The 13,419-nt window shown below is 44.3% G+C and carries 13 protein-coding genes; 8 read left to right on the top strand and 5 right to left on the bottom strand.

Annotated features, from left to right (window positions below):
- Window positions 1–119: 119 nt before the first annotated feature.
- Window positions 120–869: a copper homeostasis protein CutC gene (locus OCV24_RS11300; protein ID WP_102507763.1), complete on the bottom strand. Its 750-nt coding sequence runs from the start codon at window positions 867–869 to the stop codon at window positions 120–122.
- Window positions 870–1,184: 315 nt separating this feature from the next.
- The gene (locus tag OCV24_RS11295) at window positions 1,185–1,793 is read right to left on the bottom strand and encodes a peroxiredoxin C (protein ID WP_136997959.1); all 609 of its coding nucleotides are present in this window, start codon (window positions 1,791–1,793) and stop codon (window positions 1,185–1,187) included.
- Window positions 1,794–2,002: 209 nt separating this feature from the next.
- Between OCV24_RS11295 and OCV24_RS11290 the strand changes: the two genes are divergently transcribed.
- On the top strand, window positions 2,003–2,908 hold the full coding sequence (locus tag OCV24_RS11290; protein WP_150879200.1) for a hydrogen peroxide-inducible genes activator: 906 nt from the start codon (window positions 2,003–2,005) through the stop codon (window positions 2,906–2,908).
- Between the two features lie 561 nt (window positions 2,909–3,469).
- Here the strand turns inward: OCV24_RS11290 and OCV24_RS11285 are convergent.
- Window positions 3,470–4,477 (bottom strand): RHS repeat-associated core domain-containing protein, encoded by a 1,008-nt coding sequence (locus OCV24_RS11285; protein WP_244291741.1) that lies wholly within the window; start codon window positions 4,475–4,477, stop codon window positions 3,470–3,472.
- Here OCV24_RS11285 and OCV24_RS11280 point away from each other — a divergent pair.
- Window positions 4,465–4,875: a hypothetical protein gene (locus tag OCV24_RS11280; RefSeq protein WP_244291740.1), complete on the top strand. Its 411-nt coding sequence runs from the start codon at window positions 4,465–4,467 to the stop codon at window positions 4,873–4,875. The two genes, OCV24_RS11285 and OCV24_RS11280, sit on opposite strands and share 13 nt — an antisense overlap.
- 47 nt (window positions 4,876–4,922) lie before the next feature.
- On the opposite strand, the gene OCV24_RS11275 is transcribed toward OCV24_RS11280, so the two are convergent.
- Window positions 4,923–5,369, bottom strand: coding sequence for a CBS domain-containing protein (locus OCV24_RS11275; protein ID WP_150879199.1), 447 nt, complete (start codon window positions 5,367–5,369; stop codon window positions 4,923–4,925).
- 334 nt (window positions 5,370–5,703) lie between these two features.
- Here OCV24_RS11275 and queA point away from each other — a divergent pair, with 334 nt between their 5' ends.
- From queA to secF, 5 genes are all read left to right on the top strand, one after another.
- Window positions 5,704–6,756 carry a tRNA preQ1(34) S-adenosylmethionine ribosyltransferase-isomerase QueA gene (gene queA / locus OCV24_RS11270; RefSeq protein ID WP_017056176.1) on the top strand — a complete coding sequence of 351 codons (1,053 nt, stop codon included), beginning with the start codon at window positions 5,704–5,706 and terminating at the stop codon, window positions 6,754–6,756.
- A 190-nt stretch (window positions 6,757–6,946) separates the two neighbouring features.
- A complete protein-coding gene (gene tgt / locus OCV24_RS11265; RefSeq protein ID WP_017056177.1) occupies window positions 6,947–8,083 on the top strand; it encodes a tRNA guanosine(34) transglycosylase Tgt in 1,137 nt (378 codons plus the stop codon).
- 111 nt (window positions 8,084–8,194) lie between these two features.
- Window positions 8,195–8,524 carry a preprotein translocase subunit YajC gene (yajC, locus tag OCV24_RS11260; RefSeq protein WP_010440492.1) on the top strand — a complete coding sequence of 110 codons (330 nt, stop codon included), beginning with the start codon at window positions 8,195–8,197 and terminating at the stop codon, window positions 8,522–8,524.
- Window positions 8,525–8,544: 20 nt separating this feature from the next.
- The gene (gene secD / locus OCV24_RS11255; protein WP_077680742.1) at window positions 8,545–10,401 is read left to right on the top strand and encodes a protein translocase subunit SecD; all 1,857 of its coding nucleotides are present in this window, start codon (window positions 8,545–8,547) and stop codon (window positions 10,399–10,401) included.
- A gap of 14 nt (window positions 10,402–10,415) precedes the next feature.
- Complete coding sequence (gene secF / locus OCV24_RS11250) at window positions 10,416–11,363, top strand: protein translocase subunit SecF (protein WP_017056180.1); 948 nt, start codon at window positions 10,416–10,418, stop codon at window positions 11,361–11,363.
- Window positions 11,364–11,673: 310 nt separating this feature from the next.
- On the opposite strand, the gene suhB is transcribed toward secF, so the two are convergent.
- Complete coding sequence (gene suhB / locus OCV24_RS11245) at window positions 11,674–12,477, bottom strand: inositol-1-monophosphatase (protein ID WP_017056181.1); 804 nt, start codon at window positions 12,475–12,477, stop codon at window positions 11,674–11,676.
- A gap of 181 nt (window positions 12,478–12,658) precedes the next feature.
- On the opposite strand from suhB, the gene trmJ reads away from it, so the two are divergent.
- Window positions 12,659–13,387, top strand: coding sequence for a tRNA (cytosine(32)/uridine(32)-2'-O)-methyltransferase TrmJ (gene trmJ / locus OCV24_RS11240; protein WP_046223646.1), 729 nt, complete (start codon window positions 12,659–12,661; stop codon window positions 13,385–13,387).
- Window positions 13,388–13,419: the final 32 nt, after the last annotated feature.

The following is a 13,419-nucleotide window of genomic DNA, read 5'->3' as shown; positions in this document are numbered from 1 at the left end:
CTTTGAAAGGTGATTGCCAAACGACTTAAACCAACAGTTGGCAGTGACCGTAATGAACCTAATATATGTCATGAGTGAGACTCGGTAATTTGGTACTCTTCGGTTTATGTTAATGGTTATTACTCTTTAATAGTTAAAGCGAACCTCACATCAAATACCTTACTGGCATCAGTGACAGGAATCTGGTAATCATCAATATCATCACTCCCCATTTGAGCGGACGATCCGTTTTCCATTAGGCTAGCTCTTGTGGATTTCCCTGAAAGGTGAAGAGCAGGTACTTGGGTGGCGCATTGAATCATTTTAGCATTCGCAGCGTTAACGCCAGCCCCTGCCATGATATCAATTCGTCCGTCGGCTTGTTTGACCATTGCTGCCAATACATCGATGCCTTGCTCGGCATTAACAGCAAGTCCTGATGTCAGGACTCTTTCGCATCCAAGTGAAATGATCTGCTCTAATGCTGCTTGGAAATCAGAGCTTTGATCGATGGCTCTATGGAAGGTTATCCCAAGCTTTAACGAGTGCGCTTTTTCAGCCAGTTGTTGCATTTTTGGCATATCAATACTTCCGTTCGGCGCTAACACACCAAGTACGACCCCATCCAACCCTGCACTTGCACAAGCTTCAATATCTTCAAGCATACAGTTCATATCGTCGTTATCGAAAATAAAGTCGCCTTGTCTAGGTCTTATCATAGCGTAGACCGGAACGGACGAAATTATTGCCGCTTGCTTCATCATTCCGAAGCTTGGAGTTAATCCGCCAAGAGCCAATGAAGAGCAAAGCTCAATACGATTAGCTCCGCCTGCTAGGGCATTGTATAGGGACTCTAAGTTATCGATACAGACTTCAATTTCGGTGTTCATTACATTTTACTCGTTCAAATTGAGACTGAGGAAATCATAGCAATCTAGAGGTGATTCTGAATAGGTAGAGATAGAGGAAAATAGAGGTAAAGTTTGGCTTTGCGGTTACCCCTATTCATAGTGGATATGAGCAAGGAATAAATCATTATGGAAGCGATAGATGCAAAAAGCCCGAAGCGTTAACTTCGGGCTTTGAATAGGACTTTACTTCTTAACTGATTGGCGGTGCGCTTTGCGCTGTAGCTTATGCTTTATTTCTCTTTATAGAGAGTCATCCAACCATTCACCCGTGTTGAGTCGGGCTTAAGAATGTAATTACTTGCTTAGGTCGTCAGCGTGCTCAGATAGGAATGCTGCAACACCCTTTGGAGATGCGTCCATACCTGATTTACCTTCTTCCCATTGTGCAGGACAAACTTCACCGTTCTTCTCGTGGAAGTTTAGTGCGTCTACCATGCGTAGCATTTCGTCGATGTTACGACCTAGCGGAAGATCGTTAACTACTTGGTGACGTACAAGACCGTCACCATCGATTAGGAAAGAACCACGGAAAGCAACACCGGCTTCTGGGTGCTCAACATCGTATGCTTTGCAGATTTCGTGCTTAACGTCAGCAACTAGAGGGTATTTAACTTGACCGATACCGCCGTCAGCGATAGCAGTGTTACGCCATGCGTTGTGAGAGAATTGTGAATCGATAGAAACACCGATTACTTCAACGCCTTTAGCTTGGAAATCTTCTAGACGGTTGTCGAAAGCGATTAGCTCTGAAGGACAAACGAAAGTGAAGTCTAGTGGGTAGAAGAAAACTACCGCTTTCTTACCTTTAGTGAATTCTGCGAAGTTGAAGTTATCAACGATCTCACCGTTACCTAGAACAGCTGCTGCAGTAAAGTCAGGGGCTTGACGACCTACTAGTACCATTTGGAATCTCCTAAAAAATTAGTTGGCCCAACACATCTTTGTTTGGGCTCCGTTTCTACGGGACAAACTATAGTACAATATGTACTATAGAAAAAAGCGAATTAAATAGATTAAGTTAATCGAAAAAAACGATGAGCTTATTCTTTGCCCAGTCCTTAGGTCTGATGACCTTTATCTAATTTATCCTACTCATATTACAAAGTAATTTCATGAATAAATGGCCAAGTCTTAAGCAACTTCACTATCTGGTTACGCTTCACGAAACTCGTCACTTTAGCGACGCAGCGGATCTCTGTTTCGTTAGTCAATCTACATTAAGTAAAGGCATTCAAAATTTAGAGGAGCTGATTGGTTGCCCTCTCTATGAGAAGAAAGATAAAAAGAGCCCATTAGTTTTTACTCAAGCGGGTGAGCTGGCGGTGAAGCATGGTCGAGAGCTATTGGCGAAAGGGCAAGACTTAGTCGAGCTTGGTAGTTTGTGCAATGGCGATACGATGCAAGGTCAGCTGCGGCTGGGGTGTATCCCTACTATTGCCCCGTTCCTATTATGCGATTTGGTACAAGAAGCTAATCAACGCTTCCCACAGTTGAACTTGCTGTTACGTGAAGACACGACGACTAACTTATTGGCGGCACTGCGTCATGGTGAGTTAGATGTGTTGATTCTGGCTCTGCCTGTCGATATCGACAACATGGAGAGCAAAGTGGTTGGGCAAGATCCTTTTAGAATGGTGATCAGTCGTAATCAAGCTGATGGGATTCGTGTTCCTATTAAATATGATGATCTGCCAGACGAATCTGTTTTCTTGTTGGAGAATGAACACTGTTTAACAGAGCATGCAGTGTCGGCCTGTAAGTTAACAGACAAAGAGAAGATAAACCCGTTCACCGCGACAAGCCTACATACATTGGTTCAAATGGTGGCCAATGGTTTAGGAACCACCTTTATTCCGCAGATGGCCATCGATCATGGTTTATTGGAAAACCAAAATCTAGTGGTTATTGATCCCCCTGGTCAGCAGGCCTATCGCGATATTGGCCTAGTTTGGCGACCAAGCTCGTCTCGTCGTGAAACATTCCATCAGTTAGCGGATGTGGTTTCTGAGTTGTTGTAAGAGTGGCTATCTATAAATATTCATTTTTTTATTAATTATTATTTTTAAATTGTTTTTATTTTGTACATTCCTTTGTAAATGAAAATCTTTCTAGTAACGGCATTGAGCGCCCTATTTTAAGTTCTGTACCGCAATAGTATTCACTATGTTGAGCTTTCAAAGTGTCAAGATCAGAGTAATACACAAAACTAGGATAAATGGGGGCGAGAATCGCTAGCACTAAGATAAAAATGGATACTTCACGTGAGAGGTCTTTGTTTACATGCCCCGTCAGAAAATTGTAATTGAAGTAGATAAAGTAGGGTGAAAGGAATACAAAAAAAAAGGTTGTAATTGAGAATGAAGCTGTTGAAAAAAAATACACTTCTCCTTTACCTATCATGACTTTAGGCCAAAAAAAAATTGAATAACAAAGGAGTAGAGTAAAAAATAAAAACCAAGTATTCGTTTTAATTGTATCTTCTTTATTCATCCTATCCCTCAATTATATTTATATTAAAAACAACATAGCCCTGTTCAGCAGGGCTATGTTTTGATTTTAAGTGTGCCTATTTTGCCATTTTAGTCTAGCTTAGTGTTTGATGACTGTTCAGCTCCACTATTTGCCCCACCGGTACTTTCTCCATCGTTATCTGGACGATCACTACTTCGATGATTGGTCCCACCATCACTTCCGTTTTTCTTACCGTCAGTAGATTGATTGATTTTTGAGTTATTATTATCAAGCTTTGCAGCTTGTTGCGATCCCCATGATGAAACACTGAAAGTATTGCTTACGACATCTGTAGTCCAATGACCAAACTCTGTTAATTCTCCAGAATTTTTAACTGCATGAGTAGTAGCGGTCGCTCCTACACCCAGAAGATTATTCGTAGCATCAACGGCGTCAAACTCGTCGCCATCAATGGCGTCTATATAAGTTTCAACAGCTCCTGAAGAGGCTGCTATGACCTCAGCTGTAACTGTCACAACAGCCACAACTTCAAGTACCGGGGCTGAGCTTATAATGACTGGTGCAGCAATTCCGACAATTACAACAGTAGCAGCTACCTCATTTATGGTGTTACTAGCACTCCTCATGTCACTCAATGTATCAGCGTGAGCTTGATCCGCAATACTTTCCATGTTTGATATCGCTTCATGGTAACCCACAGTACCTAAATCGTATCGCCCATTCATAACGTCACCGATGAACTCCCCCGTAGGATCGCTATACCTCAGCGGGTTACCTCGCCCATAGGCATAAGGTGACCAGCGTTGCGGATCCGTGAATCGGGGCTCTCTTGCAAACACAGGATCGGGGGTGATGAATTGCCCGTAGCTATGGTTCATATAGCGTTGCGAGAAATAACCAAGTCCAGATTCTTTGTCTTGCTCTTTATCGGTAAAACGATAAACCGTTTTATCCGATTGACCAAACTGAGCTTCCACATCACCAAATGGTTCGTAATTGAACGCATTAATGACTTGAGCAGAATTGTCCATGGTCAGTTCTGTTGAGCCAAGGTGTTGTTTAATATAATAAACCTCTGGAGTAAAGGTGTCATCACCTTTGCTTGTCTTGGCCATACGGTGGCAACAACTACATGCGCAGCCGTACACCGGGCTCGTTAACCGATGGTGAGACGGGCATTAAAGATGAACTGGTGTCGTACTCAACGCGTTTCTGGGATGTGTCGAATGGTAACTTCTTCGCAAAAGATAGCTATCGTCAGCAAATGAAGGCCAACATCATGACAGACGAAGAGAGTCAATCGGCGTTTTTGAACCCGACGTATGCCTTTAAAGAGAGAAGCGTCGCGGCTTCTGGTTGGAGGTTGTCCGTGAAGTTGGGTGACCGATACGGTGAGATAGTGGACCTTGAAGGTTTGGATGATATCGAGCTAATAATTAAACACCGATACTACTCACGCAATGCAGAGACGTGTGGTGGGGGAGGCACTGGCCCGCTTATCCTTTTAAGGTAACCTAATATTGAGCCTCATAGCTTTATGAGGCTCTTCTTATTGTTATATTACTCTACATCCGCTTCTTCTGGCTCCGCATCTTCTTGTAGTTCTAGTAGGTTGATCGCTATCGTGACGAAGTCGCTGTCTGTAATAATACCCACTAATTCATAATTTTCTACGACAGGCAAGCAGCCCACTTTGTGTTTCTGCATATAGATAGCTGACTCTTTTAAACCCGCACGCGGCTCTACCGACATAACACTTTTGTGCATGATGTCGTTGAGGGGAGTGGCAAGAGTAAAGGATTGAGCTTGTGGGATGTTTTGTAGGCTGGATTCTTGAGCGGCTAGAACGTCTCGCTGTGTGACGACGCCAAGTAGTTGCCTGTCGGAATCAACGACCGGAATATGGCGAATATCAAGCGCTTCCATCATGTGCTTAGCATCGGCCAGTGAGTGTGAGCGCAATAGGGTATGAGGGTTGCGAGTCATCATATCTTCAACCTTGATCATACGAACCTCCTTCTTTTTTATTTGTTGCTATTACTATAGTTTTTTATCCAAAAAATAACTGAGATCTGACGCATTCTTGGGTGAGTTTTATGCAACTAATTCTTTAGTTTGAGGTGGTGAATCAGTAGCATTATTTTACGCCTCTTTACAATAATCCAGTGCTGTAAACCTTGCTATTGCGGCTCGTGTGCCTATACTAGCCCACTGCGAAATTTTTAGTCGTGTTTGTGATGTGTTTCTGGTAACGATTGACTTACCGTAACGATTGATCTGCAACCATGACTTATTATTCGTCAACAGCACAAATCTCATCAACTAAGACAAGACTACAAACATGCAAGTTTCAGATTTTCACTTTGACCTACCAGATGAACTCATTGCTCGCTACCCTCAAGAGGAGCGCACAGCAAGCCGCCTGCTTAAATTAGATGGCAACAGCGGTAACCTAGCTGATGGTTCGTTTAAAGACGTTTTAGACTTGGTTGAGCCAGGCGATCTTGTTGTTTTTAATAACACTCGCGTGATTCCTGCTCGTGTATTCGGTCGCAAGGCCTCAGGCGGTAAGCTTGAAGTGCTAGTGGAGCGTATGCTCGATGAGAAAAGCATTCTTGCGCATGTTCGTTGCTCTAAATCACCGAAGCCGGGCACTAAGTTGTTCCTTGGTGAGAACGATGAGTATGAAGCTGAAATGGTAGCGCGTCATGATGCGTTGTTTGAAATCCATTTCACATCCGATCAAAGCGTTCTAGAGATTCTTAACAATGTTGGTCACATGCCACTGCCTCCTTACATCGATCGTCCTGATGAAGATGCAGATAAAGAGCGCTACCAGACTGTCTATAATGAAAAGCCGGGTGCGGTTGCAGCGCCAACAGCAGGTCTTCACTTTGATGATAAGCTAATGGCTGGCATGAAAGAAAAGGGTGTTGAGTTTGCTTACGTGACGCTTCACGTTGGAGCTGGCACATTCCAGCCCGTAAAAGTGGACAACATCAATGATCACCACATGCATGCTGAGTACGTTGAAGTGCCGCAAGAAGTGGTGGATGCCGTAGCTGCTGCAAAAGCGCGTGGCGGGCGTATTATTGCGGTTGGCACAACATCGGTTCGTTCACTAGAAAGTGCAGCGCAAGATGCACGTAATAAAGGCACAGAGTTAGTTCCTTTCTTTGGTGACACAGAAATCTTTATCTTCCCAGGTTACGAATACCAGTTGGTGGATTGCTTGATTACTAATTTCCACCTACCAGAATCAACACTGATTATGTTGGTGAGTGCGTTTGCTGGTTACGACAATGTGATGGGCGCATACGACCACGCCGTGAAGAGCGAATATCGTTTCTTCAGCTACGGCGATGCGATGTTCATCAATAAGAAAACGAGCTAATTTAAGCTGGTTTAAGCGATACAAAAATTTACGGGTGCTAGCAGTAAGCTAGGAGTCGGGCAGGGTGTCTGTCTAATCTCTCGCAAGGAATACGCGACCGCTCCTCATAGAACCCACTGGACTGAACTTTTGTTTGGCTTAAGGTTCTGAATTAACAGTCAGATTGTTTCTCTGGCATATTGGAGGCTTCGTGAAATTAAAATACGAACTTAAAAAAACTAATAGCGGCGCGCGTCGTGGTCAACTTCAGTTTGAACGCGGTACCGTTGAAACCCCAGCATTCATGCCTGTAGGTACTTACGGTACTGTTAAAGGTATGACACCTGAAGAAGTAAAAGACACAGGTGCTGAAATCCTATTAGGTAACACATTCCACCTATGGCTACGTCCTGGCCAAGAAATCATGAAAATGCACGGTGACCTGCACGATTTCATGAACTGGCACGGTCCTATCCTGACTGATTCAGGCGGCTTCCAAGTATTCAGCCTAGGTGCAATGCGTAAAATCACTGAAGAGGGTGTTCATTTCCGTAACCCTGTCAACGGTGACAAGATCTTCATGGACGCTGAGAAGTCGATGGAAATCCAAAAAGATTTAGGTTCAGATATCGTCATGATCTTTGACGAGTGTACGCCTTACCCAGCGACACACAAAGAAGCAAAAGACTCAATGGAGATGTCTCTTCGTTGGGCTGAGCGTTCACGCAACCACTTCGACAAGCTTGAAAACCCGAACTCACTATTCGGCATCGTTCAAGGTGGTGTGTACGAAGACCTTCGTGATGTATCTGTTAAAGGCCTAACTGAAATTGGTTTTGACGGTTACGCAGTTGGTGGCCTAGCAGTAGGCGAACCAAAAGAAGATATGCACCGCATTCTTGAGCACACATGTCCTCAACTGCCGGAAGATAAGCCACGTTACCTAATGGGCGTAGGCAAACCTGAAGACTTGGTTGAAGGTGTTCGTCGTGGTATCGACATGTTTGACTGCGTAATGCCAACGCGAAATGCACGTAACGGCCACCTATTTGTGACTGAAGGTGTGATCAAGATCCGTAATGCGAAGCATAAAACCGATACAACACCACTAGATTCAGAGTGTGACTGTTACACTTGTAAGAACTACAGCAAGTCGTACTTACACCATTTGGATCGTTGTAACGAAATCCTAGGTGCTCGACTGAACACGATTCATAACCTGCGTTTCTACCAACGAGTAATGTCAGACATTCGTCAGTCTATCGATGAAGACCGCTTTGAAGAGTTCGTTGCAGAGTTCTACGCAAGAATGGGGCGTGAAGTGCCACCACTAGGCAAAGAATCTTAGTATTTCTTTTTTTGCGAGCCCTATCTCTCTTCCAAGAGGTGGGGCTTGAAAATAAAGGGATATAACCCAATTAGACAAACAATTACCAAAATATAATAGAGGATGTTTTTAATGTTTATTTCTCAAGCTCACGCAGCAGCAGAAGGTGCACCAGCAGGCGGCGGTTTCGAAATGCTTATCATGCTAGGTATGTTCGCTGTGATCTTCTACTTCATGATCTACCGTCCACAAGCGAAGCGTGTTAAAGAGCACAAGAACCTTATGTCTTCTATGGGCAAAGGCGACGAAGTTCTTACAAGCGGCGGCTTAATTGGCAAGATCACTAAGATTGCTGAAGACAGCGACTACGTTGCTATCGAACTGAATGCAAACAACGAAGTCGTTATCAAAAAAGACTTCGTTACAGCAGTGCTACCAAAAGGTACTCTGAAATCTCTATAAACAGCTAGAGGATCCTCGCTGTGCTAAACCGTTATCCGTTATGGAAGTATTTGATGGTGGTGTTTGCCATTGCTATCACTGCGCTATACGCACTTCCAAATATATACGGTGAAGATCCGGCAGTTCAAGTTACAGGGGCGCGTGGCGCCTCTGTAGATCTGTCTACGCTGGATGTTGTCACCAATGCTCTTGAAGCAGAGAGCCTTTCTACTAAATCCGTTGCTTTAGAAAACGGTTCCATTCTTGTTCGCTTTAACGATACAGATACGCAAATTAGCGCCCGTGATATCATCACAGAGGCACTAGGCGATGACGTTATCGTTGCTTTAAACTTAGCAGCTTCAACTCCTGATTGGCTTGAATCTATTGGTGCTGCACCAATGAAACTGGGTCTTGACCTACGTGGTGGTGTTCACTTCTTAATGGAAGTGGATATGGACGCTGCAATGGAAAAGCTCGTTGGCCAACAAGAAGAAGCGTTCCGCAGCGAACTTCGTGAAGAAAAAATTCGTTACCGTGCAATTCGCCCATCGGGTAAAGATGCCGTTGAAGTGCTTCTGCGTAACGAAGAGCAGCTTGCTGAAGCGAAATCGTTACTGCAATCTCAACACCAAGATATGACGTTCGTAGATTCTGCATCTAACGGTCGTTTCTCTTTGGTGGCTAACTTCACTGAAACTCGCCTTCAAGAAATCCGCAACTACGCGGTAGAGCAAAACATTACCATTCTACGTAACCGTGTTAACGAACTTGGTGTAGCTGAGCCTTTGGTTCAACGTCAAGGTGCTAGCCGTATCGTAGTGGAATTGCCAGGTGTTCAAGACACGGCTCGCGCTAAAGAAATTTTAGGCGCAACCGCGACTCTTGAATTCCGTGAAGTCGATAGCAGTGCAGATTTAGCTGCAGCCGCTTCTGGTCGTGCTCCTGCGGGTAGTGAAATCAAGCAAGATCGTGATGGTCGTCCTGTGGTACTTGAGAAGCGCGTTATCTTAGGCGGTTCAAGTATTACTGATGCAAGCTCTAGTGTTGATGAGTATGGTCGTCCACAAGTTAACATCTCGTTAGACAGCGAAGGTGGTAGCAAGATGTCGGCTTTCTCTAAAAAGAACATCGGCAAGCTAATGGCTACCGTGTTTGCTGAGTACAAAGACAGTGGTCGTAAAACACCTGAAGGTCGAGTTATCTTAAGTAAGCACGAAGAGGTGATTAACCAAGCGACAATTCAATCAGCGCTTGGTCGTAACTTCCGTATTACTGGTATCGACTCAACGGCTGAAGCTCATAACTTGGCACTTCTATTGCGTGCGGGTGCTCTGATTGCGCCTATCTCGATTGTAGAAGAACGTACGATTGGTCCATCTATGGGTCAACAAAACATCGATATGGGTATCATGGCGATGGTTTGGGGTATGGCTGCAGTTATGCTATTTACGCTGCTTTACTACCGTAGTTTTGGTCTGATTGCGAACATTGCGCTAATGGCTAACTTGGTGTTGATTATCGGTGTAATGTCGATGATTCCGGGGGCGACTATGACCCTGCCAGGTATTGCTGGTATCGTATTGACGGTCGGTATGGCGGTTGATGCCAACGTTCTGATCTTTGAGCGTATACGTGAAGAGCTTCGAGATGGACGCAGTCCACAACAAGCGATTCACCAAGGTTACGCGAACGCATTTAGCACTATCGCCGATGCCAATATCACGACACTACTAACAGCAATCATTCTATTTGCTGTCGGTACCGGTGCGATTAAAGGTTTCGCGGTAACGTTATCAATTGGTATCTTGACTTCAATGTTTACAGCTATTGTCGGAACACGTTGCATCGTGAACCTGATGTATGGCGGTAAACGCGTTAAGAAACTGTCGATCTAAGGCTAGGAATTAATATGTTTCAGATTCTAAAAGCAGAAAAAATGATCGACTTTATGCGTTGGTCAAAATTTGCCTTTGTATTTTCTATCTTGATGATTGGTACTGCCATCTTTACCTTAACAACGAAATCGTTGAACTGGGGATTAGATTTTACAGGCGGTACTCTGATTGAAGTCGGTTTTGAGCAACCTGCAAACCTACCCGATATCCGTAGCTCACTAGAGGCTGAAGGCTTCGGAGATGCAACGGTACAGAACTTTGGGTCGGCACGTGAGGTTATGGTTCGCTTACGCCCGCGTGACGGTGTTGCAGGCGAAACGCTTGGTAACCAGATTCTGGCTGCAATTAAAGACGGTACTGGTGAGCAAGTTGAAATGCGCCGTATCGAGTTCGTAGGCCCTAACGTGGGTGATGAACTAACAGAAGCTGGTGGCCTTGCTATCATCGTTTCTCTTATCTGTATATTGATCTACGTATCAGTGCGATTTGAATGGCGTTTGGCAGCGGGTGCGGTATTAGCACTTGCGCACGATGTTATCATCACACTTGGTGTGTTCTCTCTAATGCAAATTGAGGTGGATCTAACCATCGTAGCAGCCTTGCTAACGGTAGTCGGTTACTCCCTCAACGATACCATCGTTGTATTCGACCGTATTCGTGAGAACTTCCGTAAGATGCGTAAAGGTGAAGCGCCTGAAGTACTGAACAACTCAATCACACAAACATTGAGCCGTACATTGATCACTTCTGGTACAACGCTATTCGTAGTTATCGCACTGTTTGTACAGGGCGGTGCTATGATTCACGGCTTCGCAACCGCACTTCTGTTAGGTATTACGGTTGGTACTTACTCTTCTATCTACGTTGCATCAGCACTGGCTATGAAGTTGGGTATTACACGTGAGCACCTAATGCCACCACAAGTGGAAAAAGAAGGTGAAGAGTTTGAAGAAATGCCTTAGGCCTTGGCTTAACAAGTTTCGGTAAACCAAAAAAACCGCTAGGCAACTAGCGGTTTTTTTTACGTCTGCATTTTGTGGGGAAGATCAATGCAATTTATCGGCGAAGTGAGTTGTACTTAATGTAACTAAGAGCCATCCTGCTCATATCTCATATCTCATATCTCATATCTCATATCTCATATCTCATATCTCATATCTCATATCTCATATCTCGTATCTTTGAATCGCAGGTACAAAAAAGCCTCGCAGTAGCGAGGCTTTGGAATTTCTATGTGTCCTTGAAACAGGGAGCGTTAACGTAAGGTCTGAATTACTTCAGCATACCTTCGTTAGCGTTCTCACGAACGTGCTTAAGAATAGACTTAACACCACGTGCGCTTGAAGCAACAACGTTACCAGAAGTCATGTAATCAGTACCGCCAGCAAAGTCAGTCATGATAGCACCAGCTTCACGAGCGATTAGATCGCCAGCAGCTAGATCCCATGGCTTAAGGCCTAGTTCTAGGTAACCATCAACACGGCCAGCTGCTAGGTAACATAGGTCAAGAGCAGGAGAACCTGTACGACGGAAATCAGCACAGTCGATGAATAGACCAGAGATGATCTTCATGAAAGATTCAGAGTGTTGTTTTTGCTTGAATGGGAAACCAGTCGCTAGAACAGTACCTTGAAGGTCTTTTAGTTGAGTAACACGCATACGAGCGTTGTTAAGCTGTGCGCCAGCGCCACGTTGAGCGGTGAATAGCTCATTTAGCATTGGGTCATAAACACAAGCAACTTCTGTACGGCCGTTCATGCGAACTGCGATAGATACAGAGAAATGAGGGAAACCTTTTACAAAGTTGTTGGTGCCATCTAGTGGGTCAACGATCCATTGTACGTCCGAGTCTTTACCTTCAGTTAGGCCTTTCTCTTCAGAAATAATGCTGTGCTCTGGGTAAGATGCTTTGATTGTCTCAATGATCATGTACTCAGCTTCTTCAGCAATGTTAGTAACGTAATCGTTGTTACCTTTCAAAGACGTTTCGATCTTATCTGTTGTTTCTAGAGATTTTGCAATATGGTTGCCAGCTTTACGCGCAGCGCGTATCGCAATGTTTAGCATTGGATGCATATGGTTTTTCCCACAAGATGTTAAAGAACAATTTAAAGCGGCGGCGAGTATACCAAAGTTTCCGTAAAAAGGAAGTGGTTGTTTTTTGAACTCTTGAATTCACATTCCGCGAAGGGCCTGATCATTTTACTTTGCTATGTGTTAATATCTCGCGATTAATTTTAAAGTGGTGTCATATAGCATGTTAGACAATGTAAAAGTCGTTCTGGTCGGTACGTCTCATTCGGGAAATATCGGCTCAGCAGCTCGCGCAATGAAAGTGATGGGGTTGAGTCAATTAGTTCTTGTAGACCCTCAATGTGAAGTTGACGAGCAGACCTTAGCACTGGCTGCTGGTGCTGGTGACATCGCAGAAAACGCGGCCATTGTTTCTACTCTAGAAGAAGCAGTAAAAGACTGTGGTTTGGTTGTAGGCTCAAGTGCTCGTTCTCGTACGCTTGAGTGGCCAATGCTTGAGCCTCGCGAGTGTGGCGAAAAGTTTGCAGTTGAAGGTCAAAAACATCCAGTCGCATTAGTGTTCGGTCGTGAACGTACAGGCTTAACGAATGATGAATTGCAGAAATGTCACTATCACGTATGTATCCCTGCTAACCCAGAGTACAGCTCATTAAACCTAGCGATGGCGGTACAGACTCTGAGCTACGAAGTTCGTGTTGCACACCTTGATATGGTGGCTAGCCAATATCAGCCACAACAACAAGATGAATACCCTCGTCACGAAGAGCTAGAAATGTTCTACGAGCACCTTGAAAAAGTGATCATTGAGACCCAATTTATCTCTAAGGATAAGCCTGGTCAGGTGATGAATAAGCTACGTCGTATGTTCAGCCGAGCACGACCAGAATTGCAAGAAATCAACACTCTACGTGGTATTTTGACTTCAATAGAGAAGAGTAAAAGCGACAAATAAATCCCACATAATATTTAAGGATGAATACTTGA

It is taken from the genome of Vibrio kanaloae, from assembly GCF_024347535.1.
Classification (GTDB): domain Bacteria; phylum Pseudomonadota; class Gammaproteobacteria; order Enterobacterales; family Vibrionaceae; genus Vibrio; species Vibrio kanaloae.
This window is presented reverse-complemented; position numbering and strand designations above follow the sequence as displayed.

Excerpts from the sequence above, each read along its gene's own strand:
- OCV24_RS11300 (WP_102507763.1), bottom strand. The coding sequence starts at position 869 with ATGAACACCGAAATTGAAGTCTGTATCGATAACTTAGAGTCCCTATAC.
- OCV24_RS11295 (WP_136997959.1), bottom strand. The coding sequence starts at position 1,793 with ATGGTACTAGTAGGTCGTCAAGCCCCTGACTTTACTGCAGCAGCTGTT.
- OCV24_RS11290 (WP_150879200.1), top strand. The coding sequence starts at position 2,003 with ATGAATAAATGGCCAAGTCTTAAGCAACTTCACTATCTGGTTACGCTT.
- OCV24_RS11285 (WP_244291741.1), bottom strand. The coding sequence starts at position 4,477 with ATGGCCAAGACAAGCAAAGGTGATGACACCTTTACTCCAGAGGTTTAT.
- OCV24_RS11275 (WP_150879199.1), bottom strand. The coding sequence starts at position 5,369 with ATGATCAAGGTTGAAGATATGATGACTCGCAACCCTCATACCCTATTG.
- queA (WP_017056176.1), top strand. The coding sequence starts at position 5,704 with ATGCAAGTTTCAGATTTTCACTTTGACCTACCAGATGAACTCATTGCT.
- yajC (WP_010440492.1), top strand. The coding sequence starts at position 8,195 with ATGTTTATTTCTCAAGCTCACGCAGCAGCAGAAGGTGCACCAGCAGGC.
- secF (WP_017056180.1), top strand. The coding sequence starts at position 10,416 with ATGTTTCAGATTCTAAAAGCAGAAAAAATGATCGACTTTATGCGTTGG.
- suhB (WP_017056181.1), bottom strand. The coding sequence starts at position 12,477 with ATGCATCCAATGCTAAACATTGCGATACGCGCTGCGCGTAAAGCTGGC.
- trmJ (WP_046223646.1), top strand. The coding sequence starts at position 12,659 with ATGTTAGACAATGTAAAAGTCGTTCTGGTCGGTACGTCTCATTCGGGA.